The organism is Streptococcus sp. CCH5-D3 (assembly GCF_001556435.1).
Lineage (GTDB): Bacteria > Bacillota > Bacilli > Lactobacillales > Streptococcaceae > Streptococcus.
This window is the reverse complement of sequence record NZ_LSIW01000060.1, coordinates 111,578-135,296: the sequence shown is the minus strand read 5'-3', so window position 1 is coordinate 135,296 and position 23,719 is coordinate 111,578. Positions and strand designations below refer to the sequence as shown.

Genomic DNA, 23,719 nt, shown 5'->3' with positions numbered 1-23,719 from the left:
TTACGCTTTGAACTTTTATTTTTGGTTTTTATAAAGGAGACCCCTATTATGGCAATCACAGCAGCTGATATTCGTCGCGAAGTCAAAGAGAAGAATGTTACTTTCTTGCGTTTAATGTTCTCTGATATTCTTGGTGTTATGAAGAACGTTGAAATTCCTGCGACAGATGAACAGTTGGATAAGGTACTTTCAAATAAAGCTATGTTTGATGGTTCATCGATCGAGGGATTTGTTCGTATCAACGAATCTGATATGTATCTTTACCCAGATCTTGATACGTGGACAGTTTTCCCTTGGGGTGATGAAAATGGTGCAGTAGCTGGTCTTATTTGTGATATCTATACCTCTGCAGGTGAACCATTTGCTGGTGACCCTCGTGGTAACTTGAAAAAGGCTTTGCGTCATATGGAAGAAGTTGGTTATAAATCATTTAACCTTGGACCAGAACCAGAATTCTTCCTTTTCAAATTAGATGAACAAGGTAATCCTACACTTGAAGTTAACGATAAAGGTGGTTATTTTGACCTTGCACCAACTGACCTTGCAGATAACACACGTCGTGAAATCGTTAATGTCTTGACAGAAATGGGATTTGATGTTGAAGCATCTCACCACGAAGTGGCTGTTGGTCAACATGAAATCGACTTCAAGTATACAGATGTTTTGAAGGCTTGTGATAATATCCAAATTTTCAAATTGGTTGTTAAGACAATCGCTCGTAAACATGGTCTTTATGCTACATTTATGGCGAAACCTAAATATGGTATTGCTGGTAGCGGTATGCACTGTAACATGTCTCTCTTCACTGAAGAAGGAAATGCATTCTTTGATCCAGAGGATCCACGTGGTATGCAATTGTCTCAAGATGCTTACTACTTCCTTGGTGGTTTGATGAAACATGCATACAACTATACTGCAATTATTAACCCAACAGTTAACTCTTACAAACGTTTGGTTCCTGGATACGAAGCTCCTGTATATATTGCATGGGCAGGTAGCAACCGTTCACCATTAATCCGCGTTCCTGCGTCTCGTGGTATGGGTACACGTTTGGAATTGCGTTCAGTAGACCCAATGGCAAACCCATACTTGGCACTTGCTGTACTTTTGGAAGCAGGTCTTGATGGTATTATCAACAAGATTGATGCTCCAGATCCAGTTGAAACAAATATCTACTCAATGTCTCCTGAAGAACGTAAAGAAGCTGGTATTATTGATTTGCCATCAACACTTCGTAACGCTCTTAAAGCATTGGAAACAGATGAAGTGGTTCGTCAAGCTTTGGGTAATCATATCTATACAAACTTCCTTGATGCGAAACGTATGGAATGGGCAAGCTATGCTACCTTTGTTTCACAATGGGAAATTGATAACTACTTGGACATTTATTAAGAAATTAAATTTGAAAATCAGGTATAACCTGATTTTCTTTTTCTTTTAAATTCATTAAGTTCTTGGACAAATTACGTAGTTTTAACTGAGCTGTTTTCTTTTGTCATATTTCTTTATTCTCCCTTAATCGCATTAAAATATGCGAGTGTTAAACTAATTTTATATTAATCTTATTCAGGGGGAAATATGAAAACTACAAAAAAAGCTGCTTTGGCAGCAGCCTCAAGTGCATTATTGCTCGGTCTTACAGTCGCACAAACAGTTAATGCTGATACTTATACAGTTCAAAATGGCGATTCATTCTTCGGAATTGCTAGTCAGTATGGGGTAGATCCTTATCAATTGGCAGCTGAAAATGGCATGACTATTTGGTCAACAATTGTTCCTGGTGGAAGCTTGGAAGTTTCAGGTGCTACGACAGCAGTTGAGGAAACAACAGAAGCTTCTTCTTCTGAGGTAACAACTACTGATTCAGATGCTACTTGGAATCGTTATCCAGTTGGTCAATGTACATGGGGTGTTAAGGAAGTCGCTCCATGGGCAAGTAACTGGTGGGGTAATGGTGGCGATTGGGCAGGAAGCGCTGCTAGCCAAGGTTACGCTGTAGGTTCAACACCTGTGACAGGATCAATTGTATGTTGGACTGATGGTGGTTATGGTCACGTTGGTTATGTAACAGAAGTTGGTCAAGATGGTCAAATTCAGATCTTGGAGTCAAACTATAACAACCAGCAACAAATCAACAACTATCGTGGTTGGTTTGACCCACAAAACTCAACTACACCAGGTTCAGTATCTTACATTTATCCAGGTGCATAAAATGAAAAAAGCGTTATAAGCGCTTTTTTTTACTTGTTGGAAGGGTTGTGCTCCAGATTGGATTTAAACTTAAAAAAAAATGGTAGCCATCTAGCTACTATTTTTTTATTTATCAGGTGTGAGAATCATTGGAATAATGATTGGTTCACGTTCTGTTTTTTCATATAAGAATGGGCGTAAAGCATTGACGATTGCTCCATTAACAGATTGGATGCTAGCATCCTTATTCTTAAGAGCGATACGAATAGCATTGAATAGAATGCGTTGGCTTTCGCGGATAAGATCGCCAGATTCACGCATGTAGATGAAGCCACGACTGAGGATGTCTGGACCGGCTAGAATCATCTTAGACTTGAAGTCGACAGTTGCTACGGCAAGTACGACACCATCTTCAGAAAGATCACGACGGTCACGAAGAACGGCAGCTCCGATATCCCCAATACCATTACCATCAACATAGATATCTTGAGCATTGAAGTGACCTGCACGACGCGCAGAGTCTTTTGTTAGGGCTAAGACATCACCATTTTCCATAATGAAGATATTATCTTTTGGAACACCACAATCAACAGCAAGACCTGCGTGGACTTTCTGCATGCGGTATTCACCGTGAACAGGCATAAAGAATTTTGGTTTGATCAAACGAAGCATGAGTTTTTGCTCTTGTTGACCACCGTGTCCAGAGGTATGGATATTGTTGATTTTACCGTGTATAACATCGACCCCAGCTTCTTGAATAGTATTAATCAAGCGGTTAACGCTAGTTGTGTTTCCTGGGATAGGGCTAGATGAGAAGATAACAGTGTCACCAGGTTGCAGTGTCACTTGGCGGTGCATCCCGTTAGCGATACGTGCAAGGGCTGCCATAGGCTCTCCTTGAGAACCGGTACACATGATAAGAATTTCACTGGCATGGTAGTTTTTCATCTCACTAGGGTCAATGATAGTTCCTTTTGGAACTTTGATGTAACCTAGTTCAACCCCATTGACGATGGCTTTTTCCATAGAACGTCCGAAGACAACAATCTTACGGCCAGTTTTTACAGCGGCTTCGGCAGCTTGTTGCAGACGGAAAATATTTGAGGCAAATGAGGCGAAGATAATACGTCCGTGGATGCCTTCAATAATTTTCATGATGGATTGACCAACGACCTTCTCGGAATTTGTGAAAGTTGGTACTTCAGCATTGGTTGAGTCTGAGAGGAGGCAAAGAACGCCTTCTTCACCAAGTGCAGCCATACGGTGAAGGTCTGCTGGCTCACCTACTGGGGTGAAGTCAAACTTAAAGTCACCGGTACACACAATTTTACCTTGAGGTGTATGGATGACAATACCGAGAGGTTCTGGAATTGAGTGAGTAGTGCGGAAGAAGGTCACGCTCATATTTTTGAAAGTAAGCTCTGTATTAGCATTAATTTCATAGAGTTGTGCGTCACGAAGTAGTCCGTGTTCTTCCAATTTTCCTTTGATAAGAGCAAGAGCAAGTGGTCCTGCATAAATTGGGATATTTGCCTGTTTAAGAAGGAAGGGGATCCCACCAATATGGTCTTCGTGACCGTGGGTAATGACAAGTGCCTTTACACGATCAACGTTTTCAACGATGTAAGAATAGTCTGGGATGACATAGTCGATTCCGAGAAGATCGTCTTCGGGGAATTTAATACCCGCATCGACGATGATAATCTCATCTTGGTATTCAATACCATAGGTGTTTTTACCGATTTCCCCCAAACCACCAATCGCATAAACCCCAACTTCTTCAGGTTTTAGATTGATTTTTGATGCCATGGTCTTAGAACTCCGTTACTTCAAAAACGCCTGTTTCTTTTTCGTATTCAAGGGCTTTTTCTGAGAGGAGCTCGATGAATTCGATGTTATAGGCAGTGTTTTTTTCGATGATTTGACGAGCTTGGATACGTCCCTCAAGTTCAGTTTCTGCATCGATATCTAGGTAGAGTGATTTTGTCTGTTCACGGCGTGGATTACGCTCTTTAGTTTCTTGGTAAAAGACTTTATAAATCATGGTTTTCCTTTCTTTCCAAAAGGCTCTGCCATTCTATAAAAAAACCGGTCAAGTTAATCTTTCTATGATTTACTTGACGTTATGATATTCACTTTATGAGTAATAGCTAGTAGCCTTGATTCGTTTAACAATTACTATTATTGTACCATAAGATAAGGGCTAGATAAAGAAAATGGCGGAAAAAGTTGGAAAATGTTCGTTTCTGGGAAACGGTGACTTGTGTTATAATAGAAAAGCATAAAAGGAAACAAGGAAAAAAGATGAAAATATTAGCATTTGATACTTCTAGCACTGCTTTATCAGTAGCCTTGTTGGAAGATGAGAAACTAGTGGCAGAGACAACTGTCACAGTAAAAAAGAACCACAGTATTAGTCTAATGCCTACTATTGATTTTTTAGTTGCTCAGGCAGGCTGGCAGCCGTCTGATTTAGAACGTATTGTGGTTGCACAGGGGCCTGGATCCTACACCGGGCTTCGTGTGGCTGTCGCAACAGCTAAGACGTTAGCCTATGCGCTTGACATTGATTTAGTGGGGGTTTCAAGTCTACAGGCGCTGACAAACCTTTCGGTTGACGGTGTTGTGATTCCTATCATGGATGCCCGTCGTAATAATGTTTACGTTGGTTTTTATGAAAATGGTCAGGCTATCGTCCCTGATCGTCATGCAGCTTTTGTAGATGTTCTTGAGCAAGCTAAAGTTTATGAAAAGGTGACATTTGTCGGTGAAGTGGCTCATTTTGTGGATCAGGTTAAGGAAAGTCTTCCAGAGGCAACGATCTTGTCTAACCTTCCATCAGCTCAGTTAATTGGTCTTTTAGGCTTGTCCTTGCCTTCTGTTGATGTGGATGCTTTTGTTCCACATTACTTGAAGCGGGTTGAGGCAGAGGAGAATTGGCTTAAGACGCATGAGGAGACTAACCGTGACAACTACATCAAGCGCGTCTAGACTGAGTAGCCAAGAGCAAGCCCAACTGATTTATCAGATTTTGTCGGATGTTTATGACAAGTCTCCGTGGACGATGGAACAAGTCGTAGCAGACTTGGCTTTAGATACTACGGAATATTTCTATGTGTATGATCAGGAAGAAGTTGTTGGTTTTTTAGCCCTTCAAAATTTGGTGGGTGAGCTCGAGGTGACCAATATCGCCGTTTTAAAAGCTTATCAAGGGCGTGGTTATGCTAGTCAGTTGATGAAGCATTTGGAAGATCGTAGTGAGCCTATATTTCTAGAAGTGAGGACTTCAAATCAAGTCGCTCAGGCGCTTTATAGAAAATTTGGTTTTGAAAGTCTAGGAATTCGGAAAAATTATTATCATGAGCCTCAAGAAGATGCAGTTATCATGAGGCGAGAGGAAGTCTAATGGCAGATAGATATATTTTGGCAGTGGAGAGCTCGTGTGACGAGACTTCAGTTGCCGTTTTGAAAAATGAGAAGGAACTTTTGAGTAATATTATTGCCAGTCAGGTGGAAAGCCATAAACGTTTTGGTGGTGTTGTCCCTGAGGTGGCTAGTCGTCACCATGTGGAAGTGGTGACTCTTTGCATTAAGGATGCCCTTTCAGAGGCGGGCATTACTGCTGAACAACTAGATGCTGTAGCAGTAACCTATGGTCCTGGTTTGGTCGGAGCGCTCTTGGTCGGGATGGCAGCGGCTAAGGCCTTCGCTTGGGCACATGGATTGCCTTTGATTCCAGTTAATCATATGGCTGGGCATCTTATGGCAGCGCGTGAGGTGCAAGAGTTGGAATACCCCCTCCTAGCACTTTTGGTGTCTGGGGGACACACAGAGTTGGTTTATGTGTCAGAACCAGGAAATTACAAGATTGTTGGTGAGACACGTGATGATGCAGTTGGTGAGGCCTATGATAAGGTTGGGCGTGTGATGGGTTTGACCTACCCAGCTGGGCGTGAAATTGATGAATTGGCTCATAAAGGGAAAGATGTTTATGATTTTCCACGCGCTATGATTAAGGAAGACCACTTGGAGTTTTCATTTTCAGGCCTAAAGTCTGCTTTCATCAATTTGCATCACAATGCAGAACAGAAGGGAGAAGTTCTAGTCAAAGAGGACCTTTGTGCTTCCTTCCAAGCTGCTGTGTTGGATATTCTCCTAGCTAAGACTAAGAAAGCCTTGGAACGTTATCCTGTTAAGACACTTGTTGTTGCTGGTGGCGTAGCAGCTAATCAGGGCTTACGTGAACGTTTGGCTGAAGAAATTACGGATGTAGATGTGGTTATTCCGCCTTTACGTCTCTGTGGTGATAATGCTGGCATGATTGCCCTAGCAGCTGCCATTGAATGTGATCAGAAACATTTTGCTGAGTTGGACTTGAATGCAAAACCAAGTCTTGCCTTTGCAGGATTTGAAGAATAAGAAGAACCTCTTACTAGTCTGGTAAGAGGTTCCTTTAGAAAGGAATTGAGTATGTCTGCCTTTCGTTTAGGTGTAAAAGCTGCAGTACCGACAGCCCTAGGATATGTGGCTATTGGCCTAGCCTTTGGTGTTGTAGCGGCGGCTTCTGGTCTATCGGCCCTTGAGGTTGGCCTCATGTGTGCCTTGGTCTATGGTGGCTCGGCTCAGTTTGCTATGTGTGCATTAGTAGTTGCAGGAGCTAGCCTTGGTGAGTTAACCTTGACTGTTTTCTTAGTTAATTTGCGTAACATGTTGATGAGTTTACATGCAACGACGATTTTTACAAAAACAAGCCTCTGGAATCAGCTGGAAATTGGTAGTCTGATTACGGATGAAAGTTATGGTGTCTTGTTGGGAGAATATGTGCATCATAAAGATATTTCTGCGAACTGGATGCATGGGAACAATATTTTCAGCTATCTGGTTTGGATTGTATCATCAGTTGTTGGGTGTTTGATTGGTTCCATGATTCCTAATCCTGAGCTTTTTGGTTTGGATTTTGCCTTGATTGCCATGTTTATAGGTTTGTTAAGTAGTCAGATAGATGCTTTGTTAGGGGAAGGAGTGCGTAAGCTATTCTTGATTTTACTATCTATTGCTGTGGCTTATCTGAGCTTTAGTGTCATCTTGTCGGAATCTTTGGCTGTTTTACTGGCTACTTTAGTTGGATGTAGTGTGGGGGTGATGTGTGATGGCCGTCAATAATTTTATTCTCATTGCCATTCTACTTGGGTTTGTGGTTAGCTGGGTGCCCCGTGTTCTCCCCTTTGTATTAGTGAAATACAAGGGCTTACCAGATATCGTTGTTCGATTTTTGCACTACTTACCAGTTTCTATCCTCTTTGCTCTGATTCTCTCTAGTCTTACGACTGAGAAGATTGGTCACTTGCCACAGTTTAAGTGGATGGAAATACTGGCTACAGTGCCAACGGTAATTGTAGCATTTAAGAGCAAAAATTTGCTCTATGCAGTAATCGTCGGTATAGTGTCGATGGCCCTGATTCGTTTAGTGTTTTAGTAAATGAAAAGACTTGGAGTTGCTCTTAGTGAGTTGCTTTCCAAGTCTTTTTTAGTTATTGTTAAAAAAGGCAGCAATATCGTCTTCACTGAGACCAATCATTGGATCTATAGTTGACCAATTATCTTCAGTTAAACGATAGTTTTCTTCGGTTTGCACAGGTTTGTTAACAGACTTATCCACAGGCTGTGAATAAGTGTTAATAAGAGTTGGAGATGGATTTATATTTCCCGAAATGTCTTTGTTTTCAAGGGGTTCTGAGGATCCGTTGTTTTCCTTTTTGGTTTGATTGGATGCGTCTATTGCCTCGTTTGTAACAATCTTCTCGACAGACTTATCAACAGCTTGTGTATAAGTTTGTTCAAAACGTTGGATGAGATAAGTATTTCGTTTAGCCCCCTCGTTGTGAACAGCATAATCGAAGGCTGCGATTTCCCCTAGCATGACTAGTTTACTCTTGGCGCGTGTGATTGCGGTGTAAATGAGGTTACGTTGTAGCATACGCCCACTTTGGCGTGTGATGGGAAGGATAACGACTGGGAACTCACTCCCTTGGGATTTGTGGATTGACATAGCATAGGCCAGAGTAATCTTATTCCATTCGTTACGAGGATAGATAACCTCATTGCCGTCGAAGGACATGTAAATTTCGTCCTGTTTGCTTTCAGTATATTTACCAGGAATGAGATCAGTAATGATTCCGATGTCGCCATTGAAGACATTGAGTTCTGTATCGTTGACCAGATGGAGAATCTTGTCGTTCTTGCGGAAGAAGATATCATTAAAGGCGAACTGATTGGCCTTTTCTTGAGGATTAAGTAGGTCTTGCATAATGGTATTGAGATTGTTAATACCAGCCTGTCCTCGGTACATGGGGGCTAGAATCTGCACATCCTGAGCAGCAATCCCGCTCTTTATAGCAGCAGAGACAATTTTTGGAACCATCTGTGGAATATGGTTAGCATTGGCCTCAAAGTAAGAGCGGTCAGCCTTTTTCTCTGTGAAATCAGCGGGTAGTTGGCCTTGTCGCATCTGACTAGCCAGGGTAACGATAGTGGAATCCTCGGATTGTCTGAAAATTTTGGTTAGGGAAACCTTAGGCAAGTTATCAATCTGCAAAAGGTCAGCCAAGACTTGGCCAGGGCCTACGGAAGGTAGTTGGTCTTGGTCACCCACAATGATAACTTGTGTTGAATCAGAGATACTTTCAAAGAGTTGATTGGCCAACCAAGTATCAACCATAGAGAACTCATCGATGATAATCAAATCGCAATCGAGATAGTCCTCTAAGGTCTTAAAATCGTCCTCGCTATTGAGGCCTAAATGTCTATGAATAGTGGCGCTAGGGAGTTGGGTGAGTTCGTTCATCCGACGAGCAGCCCGTCCCGTTGGTGCTGCTAAAATAATAGGTAAATCAGACTTTTTGAGATCTAGGCCATGAAGGTCAGCATAGGTTTTAATAATGCCGTTAATAACAGTTGTTTTCCCTGTTCCAGGACCCCCTGTCAGGATGAAGACTTTGCTTTGTAGGGCTTTGATAATGGCATCTTTTTGAACCTGATCATAAGTAATACCAAGCTCCTCTTCCACCCCTTCAAGGCTGTCTAAGATTTTGTCTTCAGAGCTGACGTCAGGTTGGTCCTTCATGATACGAGTTAGGTGGGTATAAATGCCCTGTTCCGCGAAATATAGGGTATTATCAAAGATTTTAGTCTCTACATTTTGCACCTTATCCTCTTGGATAAGATTGGTTAATTGGTTAGCGACCAAGGCGGGGTCAAGTTCAATCGGACGAGCACCTTCCAAAAGAATGATGGTCCGTTCAAGCAAGGCTTTGGCTTCTATGTAGGTGTCGCCTTCTTCCATACTGGCTTCTAGTAGACAATGAATCAAGGCTGCTCGTAAACGCTCAGGAGCATCACTAGCAATTCCAAGACGTTCAGCTAGTTGGTCAGCCATTTTAAAACCGATTCCTTGAATCTCCTCTACTAATAGATAAGGGTGTTCCTCAATAAGATTTAGTGACTCTTCCTTATATTGGTTGAAAATTTGTGAGGCGGCCTTTGGTGTGAGTCCATAGCTAGAAAGTTTGGACAGGACTTGCTCGGCTCCATAATTGATTTTTAACTTAGCAACAAAGGCTTCTCGATTGACCTTGGAGAGGTTGGGAATCTGCTCTAATTCGCTAGGATCCTCGAGAATCTTGTCAATAGGATCTTCTCCGTAAATTTCGACAATACGCTCGGCCGTTTTTTTACCGATTCCTTTGAAATTGTCGCTGGCAAAATATTTGATAAGACCGCTGGCAGAAGGTTTTGAACGCTCGTAGCGGGTCATTTGTAGCTGTTCCCCATATTTAGGGTGATTGGTTAGTTGGCCCCAGAAGGTATAGTCTTCACCCTCCATGACATCCCCCATAGTTCCTGTGACAATGATTTCGTAGTCTTCAAAATCACTGTCCGTTTCGTCAATCTCTAAGAGTAAGATACGAAAAAAATTGCTAGCGTTTTCGAAAATGACGCGTTCGATAGTTCCTGAAAAATAAAATTCTTGCATGTGTTTTTCCTAGATACATAATAAGGCTGGGTTTCCCCAACCTTATCTTATTCAGTGGTTTTAGTTGTCTTCAACGGTACCAATTTTATTAAGTGGCCAGAAGCGGAATTTGACTTCCCCTACAAGAGCACTCTTGTCGAAGTAACCAACTTCGCGGCTATCTTTTGAAACGATACGGTTATCTCCAAGTAGGAAATATTTGCCTTCAGGAACAGTGACAGAGAAAGTAGTGTTTTTGTCCGCGTTGACAGTGAAGGCCTTAGATTCTTTAGCCAGTTGTTGGAAGTAATCGCGGTATGCATACTCTTTTTGTAGCTTATCTTTGGCAAAGGCAGCCTGGAATTCTTTGAGGTATTCTTCCTTGACTTCTTTGCCGTTGACAGTAAGTTTATCGTTTTGATAGGTAATGGTATCACCTGGCATCCCAATGACACGTTTTACGATTTGTTTCGTCTTTCCATTTTCAACCTCCTTGGCAACGACAATATCAAAGCGTTCAATGGACGTGTGTTTCAAAACAATAACACGCTGGTTATTGGCGAGAGTTGGATCCATTGAGTGGCCGTCAACCTGAACAGGAAGCCAGAGTAAGAGGCGAGTCAAGAGGAAGAATGTGATAAAGAGGATAAAGAGTCCCCATTCACGAAGGAAAATGAGAAAGTATTGGGTCCATTTGTTTTTCATAGTTAAGGCCTTTCAGGGTTATTTTAAGCGTTGGTAGGCTTTTTTAGTATTGGCGAAATGATATTTAGCAGTAGCTTGGAGTGCCTGATCTCCGTAGACTTGAAGAAGCTTGGCTGCGACCTGGTCGGACTTGGCACCAGCACCTGAAGGAAGAGTATAACCTACTTCTTGGCTGAGTTTATCCAGATTTTCCAGGAAGAGATTGCGGGCGATGATAGAGCTCACCGCGACAGCTAGGTATTTACCTTCGGCTTTTTCTTCTAAAGTAATAGGAAAGTCAAAGCGATTACGTTCGTTCTTGAGGTATTTTTGATAATTCTTCTCACTGGTAAAAGCATCAATGACAATCTTATCTGGTTTAGCACCTGATTGTAACAATAGGAAGATAGCCTGATTATGGAGGGCTACTTTAACGGACACAGCATTATGACTATTACCGTCTCCAACCACTTCATTGTACTTTCTAGGCGAAAGAAGGAGTGCCTTGTGAGGAATTTTCTCCTCCAACATAGGTGCAATCTGACGAATCTTGATATCGTTAAGATTTTTAGAATCATCAACTCCTAGAGATTTCAAAAAGGCATGGTCAGCTGGGGTAACTAGACTAGCTACAACAGCTAGACCACCAAAATAGGAGCCATTTCCGACTTCGTCTGATCCAATTAGGGCTAGGTTTTGCCCATCAGGTGAATGCTTAGGTTCAGCTTGGTATCCAAAACGGCTAGCTAGGATTTCTGGCTTAGCACCTTGGAAAGTTACCTTTCCTGAAGTATAGGCGATGACACTTATTCCATCGACCTTGGCTGAAAAACTTGCATAAGGATTTTTAGTCGCAGTCGCATAGCTTGCTAGGTCCTTCTGGAGTGTCGAAATCTGCTCTGCTGTCATTTTTAATACGATTGTGCCCATGAAATCTATTTTAGCACAAAAAAGGAGAATTGGTAGATATTTTACAGACTCGGAATCCCTGAAAATTATTTTTCTAGAGAAGTGCAAAGTCTAAAATTTACGAAAGTTAAAATTTAGGATATAATGATTAGAAAGAGAATGCCTAACCCTGCTCTTTTTTCCACAATTAGAAGAAATAGGTTGGCATTTAAGTGTCGAACACGCCTCAGAGTAAGTGTCTGAATCTTGCTAAAAAATGGCGATATAAAAGCAATAAAATAAGGAGAAGCTGCGGTGGCGAATCCGTGACCACCATTGATTGGCAGCTAACAAGCAAATGGCAAATAAGAACCGTTACAAATTTCATTTTGGAGAGAAGAACCTCACGCTAACAACTGATAAAGATAACCTATTCATGGAAGAGGTTGAGCGTGTTGCCCACGAGAAATATAAAATTATCAAAGAGCAGATGAAAAACGCTGACAATGAAACGATTGCTATCCTAATGGCTATCAATTCTTTGTCGACTCAGTTGGAACGTGAAATCCAAGTTGAAGATATGGAAAAAGAGTTGGAAACATTGAGAGCTAAGCAACTTGAACAACTTAAGGTCAAGGCGACAGCTACAAATGACGATGAGGATGACGCATGATTGGACTCCTTGTCTTAGCTATCGTGGCTTGGAATTTCTACATTGGCTACCGTCGAGGCCTCTTTATGCAAGCTTATTACGTGGTTTCAGTCATTATTGCCATGTGTGTAGCGGCCTACTTTTACCGGTCGCTAGGAGAGGCTATCAATCTTTGGGTACCTTATACCAATCCAACCAAAGATGCTAGTTTAGCTTTTTTTACAGACCAAAATATTTTTTCACTTGACCGCGTCTATTATGCAGGTGTTGCCTATTTTGCCATTTACTGTGTGGCTTATTATGGTTTGCGCTTTCTTGGTATTTTCTTCCACTTTGTGAGAATTGAGCGACTTGACCAGAGACGATTTCAAGTGGTAGGTGGTGTCTTGGCCTCCTTAGTGAGTCTTGTGCCTTTGACTATGTTTGGGAATATTCTTGCGACTGTTCCCATGAATAACATTCAAACGGTCTTGTCATCTAGCTGGGTTTTGCGCCTTTTGATTAATTGGAATTTTCCAGTTAGTCAGATTATCCAGCACTTGTGGACAAGTGTGATATAGAAAATAGAAGTCTTCCTTGATTAAGGGAGGCTTTTTTGTTCTTTGTTTTGGTAACATATGAAAAAAGACTGAACACAAGGTCTCAGTCTTTCTTATCTATTTTTACCCTAAGGTTGCAATGGTACATCCGGAACCACCAGCACTTTGTGGGGCATATTCAAAACTTTTAACATGGCGATGACGGCGGAGATATTTGGTAACAGCATCACGGATGACACCTGTACCAATACCGTGGATGATGTCCACCTGACTCATGTTATTAAGTAGGGCTTGGTCAATAAAGGCATCAAGCTCTTGCATAGCTTCTTCGTAACGTTTCCCACGAAGGTCTAGACGGGCACGAGGACCGCCAGATGTCTTCTTGGCTTTTTTAACCACGTTAATCTGTTTCTTCTTAGGTTGTTGGGCTTCAGCTTGGGCACGAACCAGAGTGAATTCGTCTGCCTTGAGGGTCATCTTGATGAGACCGACCTGAGCTTCCCAGTTACCATTTTTGGCTTGACTGGTAAGGGTACCACGTTGCCCATAGGCGGTAACGATGATATCATCTCCGACACGAGGGGCACGCGCAGCCTTTTCTTTCTTAGCCTTACGAAGGACCTTATTCTTAGAGAGGTCCACTTGTGGGGCAAGTTTCTTGAGTTTTCCTTTGGCGTCGATAACTTCATGAGGTTTGAGTTGACTCTTATCGTGGAGATTTTTGAGAATACTATCGCTCTCAGCCAAAGCGGTATCAACCATCTCTTGAATTTCTTTTTGAGCCTTTTCGAGTTCCTTGTCGTATTCATGGGAGAATTCGTTATAGAGTTTCTTGACCGCACGGTTGAATTTAAGGTTCTCTTGCTCCACGTCCTTGATGTGTTCCAGACGTTTTTGTGTTTCCACAGTTTGGGCTTCAAGTTGCTCGATGATACGGTTGACATCACTATCAGTATCCGTGAGGTTTTCTGCTTCCTTGACAATAATCTCATTCAAACCGAGGCGTCGAGCAATTTCAAAGGCATTAGAACGACCAGGAACCCCTTGCATAAAACGATAGGTAGGGCTTAAAGTCGCTGTGTCAAACTCCATGCTGGCATTTTCCACATGTTGCGTCTCAATCCCATAGGCCTTAAGCTCAGGATAGTGAGTGGTAGCCATGGTCTTAATCTGACTTAAACGGAGGTGCTCTAAGATTGCCATGGCTAGACTAGCTCCTTCCTGAGGGTCGGTACCAGCCCCAAGCTCATCGACCAAGACCAGGCTGTTACTGTCGGCAGCATTCAGAATCTCAACAATGTGGGTCATGTGACTAGAGAAAGTTGACAAACTTTGTTCGATAGACTGTTCGTCTCCGATGTCCGCAAAAATCTCTTGGAAAATGGCGACACGGCTGCCCTTATCAGCCAAAATTGGAAGACCAGATTGAGCCATTAGTTGTGCTAGTCCTAGCGTTTTAAGCATGACCGTTTTACCACCAGTATTGGGACCTGTGATGACAATGGCCGTGAGGTCCTCATCAAAGTGCAAATCGTTGGCTACAGGATTGGCCAAAAGAGGGTGACGAACGTTAAGTAGTTGTAGTGTTTGGTTGTCACTAATCTTTGGAATAACCGCTTTTTTATCATGGAGATAGAGATATTTTCCTCGAATGAAGTCCATGTGGCCCAAAATCCAAGCGTTGTTGGCAATTGCAGCAGCCTGTGGACGGAGTTGATCAGACAGTTCATGCAGGATACGAGCCATCTCGTGGCGTTCGTCTGCACGTAATTGTGTAATTTCTTCGTTAAGCTGGATAACGGCACGTGGCTCGATATATACTGTGTTTCCAGAGCTTGAGATGTCATGCACAACTCCAGCAATACGGTTACGGTAGGTATTTTTGACAGGAAGCACCGAACGACCGTTACGACTAGCAATCAAACTCTCAGCCAACATGTGGCCAGATTTCTTGAGAATGTCTTGCAAGGTCTGGCGAATGGCATCATCACAAGATTTAAGTTGACGACGGATATTTTGCAACTCTGGGCTAGCAAAATGCTCAATAAAACCACCGTCATTGATGCTCTGAAGGCTACCTTGGAGACTTGGGAAGGCTTCAATCTTTTCGAAAAGACGTTTAAGGGCAATGAGCTCTACATTTTCAAGGTCAGCGTAAAAGCGACCGAGGTCAGCTGAAGCTTGTAGCACCTTCTTGATAGCAATGAGCTCCTGGATGTTGAGGTCAGCATCTAGTTCCAAGCGACGCAAGGGCTCAGAAATATCTCGCAAGCTACCAATGGCAAAGCCATGGTGCTCTACGAAAATCTCTGCCATTTCTTGGATTTCTGTAAATTGATTTTGAATTCTTTCTGGATTGGTCATAGGTACCAAGTCACGCAACTCCGCCTGAGCCTGTTCAGTCTGCAGGTATTCTGTGAACTGGTCCTTGACCTTGTTAAATTCTAATTGGTCTAAAATCTTTGTGTCCATAGCTCCTATTATAACACATTTGACTATAGGGGGGTGGAGGTGGGAAATGCTTGAGATAGTTTTATAAGCGGGCTTTTGTCATCAGATGTTGAGTGACTATTTTTACAGTTTGTCTCTGAACAATTTTCCTTGAAGTTTTTTATTTTTGAACGACTATTTTACAAAAGAGTCTCTCTAAAATAAGAGATTTTCAATTAAAACCAATGCTCCCATCTATGCTATAATAAACCTATGACTAATCAGAAAAAATTACTATTAATCGACGGTTCATCCGTTGCCTTTCGTGCCTTTTTCGCACTTTATAATCAAATTGACCGTTTTCGTAACAATAACGGCCTTCATACCAATGCTATCTACGGTTTCCACCTCATGTTGGACAACCTGCTTGAGCGTATCCAACCGACCCATGTTTTGGTAGCCTTTGATGCGGGTAAAACAACTTTCCGTACAGAGATGTTTGCGGACTATAAGGCTGGTCGTGCCAAGACTCCAGAGGAATTCCGTGAGCAGTTCCCTTATATCCGTGAGATGTTGTCTGCACGTGGCATTGCCTATTACGACTTGGCTCAGTACGAGGCAGATGACATTATCGGTACCTTAGCTAAGATGGCTGAAAATACCAGTGAGGACTACCAAATCACAGTTGTTTCTGGGGACAAGGACTTGATTCAGCTGACTGATGATAATACAGTGGTTGAAATTTCGAAGAAAGGTGTAGCTGAGTTCGAGGCCTTCACTCCTGACTACCTCATGGAGAAATTGGGGATTACTCCGGCGCAATTCATCGACCTCAAGGCCCTCATGGGTGATAAGTCCGATAATATTCCAGGGGTTACTAAGATTGGTGAAAAGACTGGTCTCAAGCTCCTCTTGGAACACGGTTCCCTTGAAGGTATCTATGACCATATTGATGAGATGAAGAAGTCTAAAATGAAGGAAAATCTCATCAATGACAAGGAACAAGCCTTCCTTTCTAAGACCCTGGCGACTATTGATACCCAGTCTCCTATTGAAATTGGCCTAGATGATACGGCCTTTACGGGACCTGATCTTGAAAAATTGGCAGCTTTCTATGACGAGATGGGCTTTGTCCAGTTCAAAAATGCCCTTGGTGGTGAGGCTGTGCCACAGGATTTTGATGTGGCCTATGAAGAGCCTAGCCAAGTAACAGCGGACCACTTCAGCCCTGATGATTTCTTTTATTTTGAAATCCTTGGTGAGAATTATCACACTGAGCCTATCATCGGTTTTGCATGGGGTAACGACAAGCAGATTTATGCGTCTACAGATACTGATCTACTCAAATCAGACGCCTTCCAGGCAGCTCTTTCTAAAGCTGTTAATATCTACGATTTCAAGCGTAGTAAGGTCCTTTTGAGTCATCTAGGTATTGACTTGCCTACGGCTAATTTTGATGCACGTCTGGCCAAGTATCTCCTCTCAACCGTTGAGGATAATGAATTGTCAACCATTGCCCGTCTCTATACAGACTTGCCGCTTGAAACAGATGAAGTGGTCTATGGTAAAGGGGCTAAACGTGCCGTTCCTGAAAAAGAGGTCTTGCTCAGCCACCTAGCTAAAAAAGTCAAGGTCCTTCAGGTAGCTAAACCTGTCATGCTTGAAAAATTGGCTGAACACGGTCAATCAGAGCTTCTCTTTGATATGGAGTTACCACTGGCAAATGTGCTAGCTAAGATGGAAATCGCTGGTATTAAGGTTAAGGGACAAACCCTTAACGAGATGGCAGTGGAAAACCAAGTAGTCATCGATAAATTGACCCAAGAAATCTACGAGATGGCGGGCGAAGAGTTTAATATCAACTCGCCTAAACAGTTGGGTGTTATCCTCTTTGAAAAGATGGGGCTACCTTTGGAATACACTAAGAAAACCAAGACCGGTTACTCGACAGCTGTGGATGTCCTTGAACGTTTGGCACCAATTGCTCCAATCGTAGCTAAGATTTTGGAGTACCGCCAAATTACTAAGCTTCAGTCTACCTATGTCTTGGGGCTTCAGGATTATATCCTTGAGGATGGCAAGATCCATACACGTTATGTGCAAGATCTAACTCAGACAGGTCGCCTCTCATCAGTGGATCCAAACTTGCAAAATATCCCTGTTCGCTTGGAGCAAGGCCGTCTCATCCGTAAGGCTTTTGTCCCATCGACTGAGGACGCAGTGCTTTTAAGCTCGGATTACTCACAGATTGAGTTGCGCGTGCTTGCCCACATTTCGGGAGATGAGCATTTGATTGCAGCCTTTAAAGAGGGGGCAGATATCCATACCTCTACAGCCATGCGTGTCTTTGGTATTGAAAAGCCAGAGGATGTCACACCTAACGACCGTCGTAACGCCAAGGCTGTTAACTTCGGTATCGTTTATGGCATTTCTGACTTCGGCCTTTCTAACAACCTTGGCATTAGCCGTAAGAAGGCCAAGGAGTATATCGACACCTACTTTGAGCGTTATCCTGGGATCAAGGCCTATATGGATAATGTGGTCCGTGAGGCCAAGGATAAAGGATATGTAGAAACTCTCTTCCACCGCCGTCGTGAGTTGCCAGATATCAATTCTCGTAACTTTAATGTTCGCAACTTTGCAGAGCGTACAGCCATCAACTCGCCTATCCAAGGAAGTGCTGCTGATATCCTCAAGATTGCTATGATTAACTTAGACAAGGCTTTGGTGGAAGGTGGCTATAAAACTAAGATGCTCCTCCAAGTGCACGATGAAATCGTCCTTGAGGTGCCAAACGATGAACTTGTAGCGATGAAAGCCTTGGTTAAAGAAACCATGGAAGCTGCAGTCGAACTCGCTGTCCCTCTCATTGCAGATGAGAATGACGGCCGTACATGGTATGAGGCAAAGTAAAACATGAAAGAAAATTTTCCATTTACCTATTTTCTCTTGCGTTACATGCTAGGATTTCTGGCTGTTATCCTAGGTATTGTAGCAGTATTGGTGATTATCACCTACTTTATGACCAAGTAGAAATAGACAGATGAAAGCTGGACTGAGGTTCGGCTTTTTTTGATGTCGATACTTGTAATAGTAAAGAGAATTCCTGTCTAATATCTAGATATTTTAATCAAAACTCTAATTTGATTGAGGATGGAATTATTGGGTTATAGTGAAAACTATGATTATATAAGTGTTCTTGATAAATGGATATAAATTAATTTTTCAAAAAATACTTGACTTATCAACCATACAATTGTTAACATAATGTCAGAGAGATTTAAATGATTTAATATTTATATTAGGTCGTTTCTTATGAAAGGATAGTTATGAAAAAGAAATTAACAGGATTTGCGCTCTTATCAAGTTTGTTCTTGCTGACAGCTTGTAACGCAACAAATACGGGTGGTTCAGGCTCAGGCGGCAGTACCTCTAAGTCTGAGCAAGTGAGTAGTGATTCATCTGAGACTGAGGAAGTGAGCTACGATGAACTCTACGCTTCGGTCTTGGATCTCTATCGCCCTATTGCTTTGAACGGCGATACATCAGCTGTTCCAAGCAACCTCTCAACTGAGGAAGCTTATTCAACTAATACGATTTTTGAAGCCAATAGAGTAGGTGAAAAAGTCCAATATAGCTATGTAGATATCAACGATGATGGTTCAGCTGAGCTTTTGATTGGTACCCCTGACAGTGTTCACGCGCTATATTATCTTGATAATGATGATAAGCCTGTATTTGCAAAAAGTGCTGGAATCTTTGCTAAGGGTGGTTACTTGAGTACCATGAAATTTTATAAAGATGGTACGATTTACTGCCAACAATTCCAGCGTATGAGACCTGAGGCCAAGGCTGAGACCTATGAAATTAAAGATGGTGCCTTTAGCCAGCTTCAATCAGTTGATTTCAGCATGTCTGAGACAACTGATGGTGCCAGTAAGGTTGGCTTAGGTGACGCCCAGACTCTGGATTTGTCTTCCGAAGATTGGTATGATTTTGACGACTCAAGTGGTGACGAGACAGAAGCAAGCAGCAGCGATAGCAAGTCCAACAAAGAGACTGGTATGGATATCAATGCTATCCAGAATGGTGATTTCTCAAGTATCGCTGGAACTTGGAAGAACGGTAAAGGCTATACAATGACCTTTGACAAGAACGGATTGGTTAGTGATACAGAAAGAGTAGATATTGAAAATTCTAAAGTAACTGATGGCTACCTTAAATCGAGTACAGGTCCGAAATCTGGTGTTGGAGTTGGCGGAGGAGCAATAGCATTCTTACCTAAAGGAGTAGCCTTGACCGGTTCTGTAACATCATCACCAAATGAGAAAGCTGATGATCAGTCAGATAAAAGTAAGGACCGCATCTGGAGTGGTCAGTCAATTTATGGCACCACTGACGACAGTTACTTCTTCTACAAAGTAGATTAATAATTCTCAAGCTGAAACTGGCACGTTTCGGCTTTTTTGTCCTCCATAGTGACATTTATGTCACTATTTTTTATTAGCAATCTTGCCTATAATAAAAACATAACTTAAGGATATAACTGAGAGCTAGCGACGGTTGTCTTTAAAATGAAAGGAGATAGAGTAAACAGTTAATTCTAGGATATCTCTTAGTGGTTAGTGAGGACACTAAGAGATTTGCAACTCACAATTATCATAAATAGAAAAAATAATATTATAAGGAGAAGATATATTGAAAACATTAGAAATGACACAACAAGTATTGACGCATGAGGAATTATCAGTGGTTGTAGGTGGTGGATGTAGTTGGAACAATGCAGCTAAGGCTGCCCTCGGAACAAGTATCACGGGTCTAATCACTAGTGGCCCAGGAGGAGCCTTGTTGGGATTAGCTGGAGGAGCAGTAAGTTACGGAGCGTTGTGTTGGGTATGATTGAATTTTTGATGTCAAAAAATGTGACTTATTTGGAATTGTTTTATATCTTTTTGGGAGTAGTTCTTTCAAAAGTATACCTTGCTTTGCGAGGCCGTAAGCGCGATAAACTTGATGTATAAGAAAAAGGGTAGCACTCAATGCTATCCTTTTTTACTGTCTTCATAAGTTTTAATCATCTTCTTCTGTGGTGTGGCCATTGGGAACTGGTCAAAGTCTTGACTAGCCACCCAGCGTAGCTCCTTATCGGAAGTAGGTTTATCGTTCTTAACGTTGCCTTCCACCATTTCGATGGTCCATTTTTGGTGGCTGAAGGTATGCTTTACGGGTGTAAAGTTATTGTTTGTCCACTCTGGTTTGAGGGTATAATTTTCCTCAAAAATAGCTTTTTGAGAGACTGTCTCGAGAATACTATCATCCTTTTCAAAAAGGCTGAGTTGTTGGCTAATAAAGTCTGTTTCCATGATAGGGAAGGACCAGAAACCACCTAGCAGACGTCCCTCGATATTTTTTTCGAGTAGAAATTCACCCTTTGTATTTCTGATAATAAAAGCCTGAATTTGCATAGGTTTAGGCTTTTTCTTTGGCAATTTGATGGGGTATTTGTCATAGGTTCCATTGAGATAGGCTGCACAGAAAAAGCGAATAGGGCTTTCGTCGGGTCTTGGATTTTTAGCTGATTCGATATCAGTCCCAAGGTCCATAAGCGCCTGGTTAAAGTCACCTGGACGGTCAGGGTCAATCAAAATGTCCATAATCGCTTGGAAAATCTTACGATTTTTAGCGTCTCCGATATCGTAGTTAACCTCAAAGAGACGAGCCATAACCCGCATAACATTACCATCAACAGCAGGTTCTGGGAGCCCAAAAGCAATGCTAGAAATAGCACCAGCAGTATAGGGTCCGATGCCCTTGAGTTTGGCAATGTTTTCATATGTATCTGGAAACTGACCATCAAAGTCATCCATGATTTGTTGCGCAGCCTTTTGCATGTTTCGGACACGTGAATAGTAACCTAGTCCCTCCCAAGCTTTGAGAAGCTTCTCTTCTGGAGCTTCAGCCAAATCCTTAACTGTTGGGAACCAGTCTAAAAAGCGCTCGTAATAGGGAATGACAGTCTGAACCTGGGTTTGTTGTAGCATGATTTCACTGACCCAGATATAGTATGGGTTTCTAGTCCTACGCCAGGGGAGGTCTCGTTTCTCTCGATCGTACCAGTCCAGGAGGGTGCGACGAAAAGACGCGATTTTCTCAGCATCCCACATGACAATGCCGTATTCTTTTAAATCTAACATGTCTCTATTGTAGCAAAGAAATCTTTTTTCAAAAAATTATGCGTTTTTCCGACAAAAGGATTGACAAAAGTAAGCGTTTACATTATACTAAAAGTGTAAAGAAGATAAGGATTCATCAAGGAGGTAAGAGCCATGGTGAGAGTAAATATTTCAAGGTACAAAAACGGAGACTAAAATCTCTAAACAAAACAGTAGGCAAAACAAATAACTTTACCAATCATCTCTGAGGAGCGTGACCGCATGACAGTAGGGCGTTACAAGAACGGAGATTAATTCAGTCGCATAAAATAGCTACAAGGGAGTGATACCACCAGAAGTCGAAAGCCAAACTCAAATCTGTTAACTTAAGAAAAGTGAGGTAAAGCTCATGAGAAATGTTAGTAGGTATAAAAATGGAGACACATAGGTTGTTGCGTAAAATAGCCTAAGGAGTGATACCCATGCCACACGAAACGTAAATCCTATATTCTTAAGATGAACGAGGTGAGTTCATGAAAAATATGAGTAGGTATAAAAACGGCGATTAATAATGTTGCATAAAATAGCTACAAGGGAGTGATACCACCAGAAATCGAAAGCTAAACTCAAGATTAACGTCAAAAAGTGAGGTAAAGCTCATGAGAAATGTTAGTAGGTATAAAAATGGAGACACTTAAGCTGTTGCGTAAAATAGCTTAAGGAGTGATACCAATGCCAAATGAGTAATCTATCGACAAAAGTTAAATGCTTAAATCTTGTAACAAAGTACTGAGGTGGCGCTTATGTTGATGTTTGATGTAAGTCGTTATAAGAACGGCGACAAGTAAACCTCATTGAGTGGTCAATGGGGAGATAGGTCTCAAATCATAAGAATCGGAGGCGATTACTATGATGATGAATTTAGGACGTTATAAAAATGGAGACACTTCAAGTTATTGCATAAAATAGCTTAGGGAGTGATACCGATGTAATAGAAAATTTACAATGCTTGAAAGTTGTTTGTAAGTTGATGGAGGTAATCTATGATTGCTAGGTATAAAAATGGTGACACACAATGACTCCTCCTTATGAAAATATTTTTTACAAAATTCCAAAAGGATGTTCTAATGACAATTGAAGAATCTTAAAAGCTCATTCTAGCGTGTAAGAATGAGCTTTTTGATATGTTGAATATTAGTGGATTTTAGTGAGAGACTCTTAGTCCTTTTTGTTCAACCGAACCTTCCGTAGGAGAGCAAGCCTTTTTTGTTCTTTTACTAGAGTCGTAAAGATTTGGTATTGATTTTTAAGATGCGGTAGGAAACTCTTAGGAATTTTACTATCGAAGTTTAGGTTGTTCAGAAATATGGGGGCACTACTGTCTCTATAGATTTGTCCTTGGAAGAAGTAGTTGTCGGTCACGATATCAACTGAGATACGTGATGAGCGCCATCGACGTTTGCGCATGTATTTGGGTTTCCAACGAATCTTAAGTTGCTGGTCCTTGATATACCACCCCATGATGTCTATTTTGGCGGTCTGTTTCGTTTTGTCATCAAAGTAGGTTACTGGTACGCTTAAAACCTGCTGGCTTCTTGGTGAGGTTAAGAAGGGGTGAAAATCAGGAATGAAGTCGTAGTCCTTGCTAGACACTTCCGATAGACCGTCTTCTTCTCGTATTTTGCCATGGCTGACGTACTTGAAGAAGTCAAAACTCTTACCTTGTCTTTCTAGTCGTTCAGCCTCTAATTGATATCTTGTCACCTGATCACCGGTATTTTTAGTCGTCTTGAGGTAACGCATGATTTCTGCATCCTTGTAGTAAAGAGCAACGAGATTTTTTAGACGTTGACTAGGGTTCAGAGAGTGTAACTTGTCTGGAAAGGACAAGATTTGTATGTTTTGGACAGCGGCTAAAGGAACAGCAGCGATACCAGATAAGAGCTTGTCTAGTTCAAAGAGGGAGACGGTATCAAAATGACTGGTATGACCAAGCTGATGTGTTATGTCAACAACAAAGAGGTTATTGTCCTGTTTGAAAGTTATAATGTAGACGTCACTCGGACCTAAGTTTTTTAAATCATATTCTAGGGAAGTAATAGGAATATTATAGTAGTGGTTAAAGGTTGGAAGCCCTAGTTTTTCTCCTAATTTCTTTTTATGATAAAGCATT

At 41.8% G+C, this 23,719-nt stretch carries 20 protein-coding genes; 12 read left to right on the top strand and 8 right to left on the bottom strand.

All coding sequences use genetic code 11. The features are described 5' to 3' along the window. Nucleotides 1-48: 48 nt before the first annotated feature. Both glnA and AX662_RS04295 read left to right on the top strand, forming a co-directional pair. Complete coding sequence (gene glnA, locus AX662_RS04300) at nucleotides 49-1,392, top strand: type I glutamate--ammonia ligase (protein WP_002884322.1); 1,344 nt, start codon at nucleotides 49-51, stop codon at nucleotides 1,390-1,392. 186 nt (nucleotides 1,393-1,578) lie between these two features. Continuing rightward, nucleotides 1,579-2,211 carry a CHAP domain-containing protein gene (locus tag AX662_RS04295; RefSeq protein WP_048790111.1) on the top strand — a complete coding sequence of 211 codons (633 nt, stop codon included), beginning with the start codon at nucleotides 1,579-1,581 and terminating at the stop codon, nucleotides 2,209-2,211. Nucleotides 2,212-2,316: 105 nt separating this feature from the next. On the opposite strand, the gene rnjA is transcribed toward AX662_RS04295, so the two are convergent. Next, complete coding sequence (gene rnjA, locus AX662_RS04290; RefSeq protein WP_002884294.1) at nucleotides 2,317-3,999, bottom strand: ribonuclease J1; 1,683 nt, start codon at nucleotides 3,997-3,999, stop codon at nucleotides 2,317-2,319. 4 nt (nucleotides 4,000-4,003) lie between these two features. Further along, nucleotides 4,004-4,234 (bottom strand): DNA-dependent RNA polymerase subunit epsilon, encoded by a 231-nt coding sequence (locus tag AX662_RS04285; RefSeq protein WP_002884752.1) that lies wholly within the window; start codon nucleotides 4,232-4,234, stop codon nucleotides 4,004-4,006. 260 nt (nucleotides 4,235-4,494) lie between these two features. Between AX662_RS04285 and tsaB the strand changes: the two genes are divergently transcribed. Genes tsaB through AX662_RS04260 form a run of 5 tightly spaced genes read left to right on the top strand, consistent with a single transcriptional unit; the run spans nucleotide 4,495 to nucleotide 7,666 of the window. Next, the gene (tsaB, locus tag AX662_RS04280) at nucleotides 4,495-5,181 is read left to right on the top strand and encodes a tRNA (adenosine(37)-N6)-threonylcarbamoyltransferase complex dimerization subunit type 1 TsaB (RefSeq protein WP_060971712.1); all 687 of its coding nucleotides are present in this window, start codon (nucleotides 4,495-4,497) and stop codon (nucleotides 5,179-5,181) included. After that, nucleotides 5,141-5,596, top strand: coding sequence for a ribosomal protein S18-alanine N-acetyltransferase (gene rimI / locus AX662_RS04275; protein ID WP_037599074.1), 456 nt, complete (start codon nucleotides 5,141-5,143; stop codon nucleotides 5,594-5,596). The genes tsaB and rimI overlap by 41 nt, the downstream gene beginning before the upstream one ends. Continuing rightward, the gene (gene tsaD, locus AX662_RS04270; RefSeq protein WP_037599075.1) at nucleotides 5,596-6,609 is read left to right on the top strand and encodes a tRNA (adenosine(37)-N6)-threonylcarbamoyltransferase complex transferase subunit TsaD; all 1,014 of its coding nucleotides are present in this window, start codon (nucleotides 5,596-5,598) and stop codon (nucleotides 6,607-6,609) included. Before rimI ends, tsaD begins: the two co-directional genes overlap by 1 nt. Nucleotides 6,610-6,660: 51 nt before the next feature. Continuing rightward, nucleotides 6,661-7,353 (top strand): AzlC family ABC transporter permease, encoded by a 693-nt coding sequence (locus AX662_RS04265; RefSeq protein WP_060971711.1) that lies wholly within the window; start codon nucleotides 6,661-6,663, stop codon nucleotides 7,351-7,353. Further along, nucleotides 7,340-7,666 (top strand): AzlD domain-containing protein, encoded by a 327-nt coding sequence (locus AX662_RS04260; protein ID WP_060971710.1) that lies wholly within the window; start codon nucleotides 7,340-7,342, stop codon nucleotides 7,664-7,666. The genes AX662_RS04265 and AX662_RS04260 overlap by 14 nt, the downstream gene beginning before the upstream one ends. Before the next feature lie 51 nt (nucleotides 7,667-7,717). On the opposite strand, the gene recD2 is transcribed toward AX662_RS04260, so the two are convergent. From recD2 to rnhC, 3 genes are read right to left on the bottom strand one after another with little or no spacing between them, the layout of a single operon-like run. Further along, entirely contained in the window at nucleotides 7,718-10,222 is a 2,505-nt protein-coding gene (gene recD2 / locus AX662_RS04255; RefSeq protein WP_060971709.1) for an SF1B family DNA helicase RecD2, read from the bottom strand. Nucleotides 10,223-10,282: 60 nt separating this feature from the next. Next, nucleotides 10,283-10,906, bottom strand: coding sequence for a signal peptidase I (gene lepB, locus AX662_RS04250; RefSeq protein ID WP_060971708.1), 624 nt, complete (start codon nucleotides 10,904-10,906; stop codon nucleotides 10,283-10,285). An 18-nt stretch (nucleotides 10,907-10,924) separates the two neighbouring features. After that, entirely contained in the window at nucleotides 10,925-11,815 is an 891-nt protein-coding gene (rnhC, locus tag AX662_RS04245) for a ribonuclease HIII (protein WP_060971707.1), read from the bottom strand. Nucleotides 11,816-12,131: 316 nt separating this feature from the next. On the opposite strand from rnhC, the gene zapA reads away from it, so the two are divergent. Next, nucleotides 12,132-12,446 (top strand): cell division protein ZapA, encoded by a 315-nt coding sequence (gene zapA, locus AX662_RS04240; protein ID WP_004183554.1) that lies wholly within the window; start codon nucleotides 12,132-12,134, stop codon nucleotides 12,444-12,446. Next, on the top strand, nucleotides 12,443-12,985 hold the full coding sequence (locus AX662_RS04235; RefSeq protein WP_060971706.1) for a CvpA family protein: 543 nt from the start codon (nucleotides 12,443-12,445) through the stop codon (nucleotides 12,983-12,985). Before zapA ends, AX662_RS04235 begins: the two co-directional genes overlap by 4 nt. Before the next feature lie 102 nt (nucleotides 12,986-13,087). Here AX662_RS04235 and AX662_RS04230 read toward each other — a convergent pair whose 3' ends face one another. Continuing rightward, a complete protein-coding gene (locus AX662_RS04230; RefSeq protein WP_060971705.1) occupies nucleotides 13,088-15,436 on the bottom strand; it encodes an endonuclease MutS2 in 2,349 nt (782 codons plus the stop codon). Between the two features lie 231 nt (nucleotides 15,437-15,667). On the opposite strand from AX662_RS04230, the gene polA reads away from it, so the two are divergent. From polA to AX662_RS04215, 3 genes are all read left to right on the top strand, one after another. Further along, nucleotides 15,668-18,307 carry a DNA polymerase I gene (polA, locus tag AX662_RS04225; RefSeq protein ID WP_060971704.1) on the top strand — a complete coding sequence of 880 codons (2,640 nt, stop codon included), beginning with the start codon at nucleotides 15,668-15,670 and terminating at the stop codon, nucleotides 18,305-18,307. 416 nt (nucleotides 18,308-18,723) lie between these two features. Then, nucleotides 18,724-19,824, top strand: coding sequence for a DUF6287 domain-containing protein (locus AX662_RS04220; protein WP_082757394.1), 1,101 nt, complete (start codon nucleotides 18,724-18,726; stop codon nucleotides 19,822-19,824). Nucleotides 19,825-20,092: 268 nt separating this feature from the next. After that, nucleotides 20,093-20,293 carry a Blp family class II bacteriocin gene (locus tag AX662_RS04215; RefSeq protein WP_229040619.1) on the top strand — a complete coding sequence of 67 codons (201 nt, stop codon included), beginning with the start codon at nucleotides 20,093-20,095 and terminating at the stop codon, nucleotides 20,291-20,293. Between the two features lie 143 nt (nucleotides 20,294-20,436). Here the strand turns inward: AX662_RS04215 and mutY are convergent, their stop codons facing one another. Together mutY and AX662_RS04205 are read right to left on the bottom strand one after the other, a co-directional pair. After that, nucleotides 20,437-21,588: an A/G-specific adenine glycosylase gene (gene mutY, locus AX662_RS04210; protein WP_060971703.1), complete on the bottom strand. Its 1,152-nt coding sequence runs from the start codon at nucleotides 21,586-21,588 to the stop codon at nucleotides 20,437-20,439. A gap of 1,176 nt (nucleotides 21,589-22,764) precedes the next feature. Continuing rightward, entirely contained in the window at nucleotides 22,765-23,718 is a 954-nt protein-coding gene (locus AX662_RS04205; RefSeq protein WP_060971702.1) for a hypothetical protein, read from the bottom strand. Nucleotide 23,719: the final 1 nt, after the last annotated feature.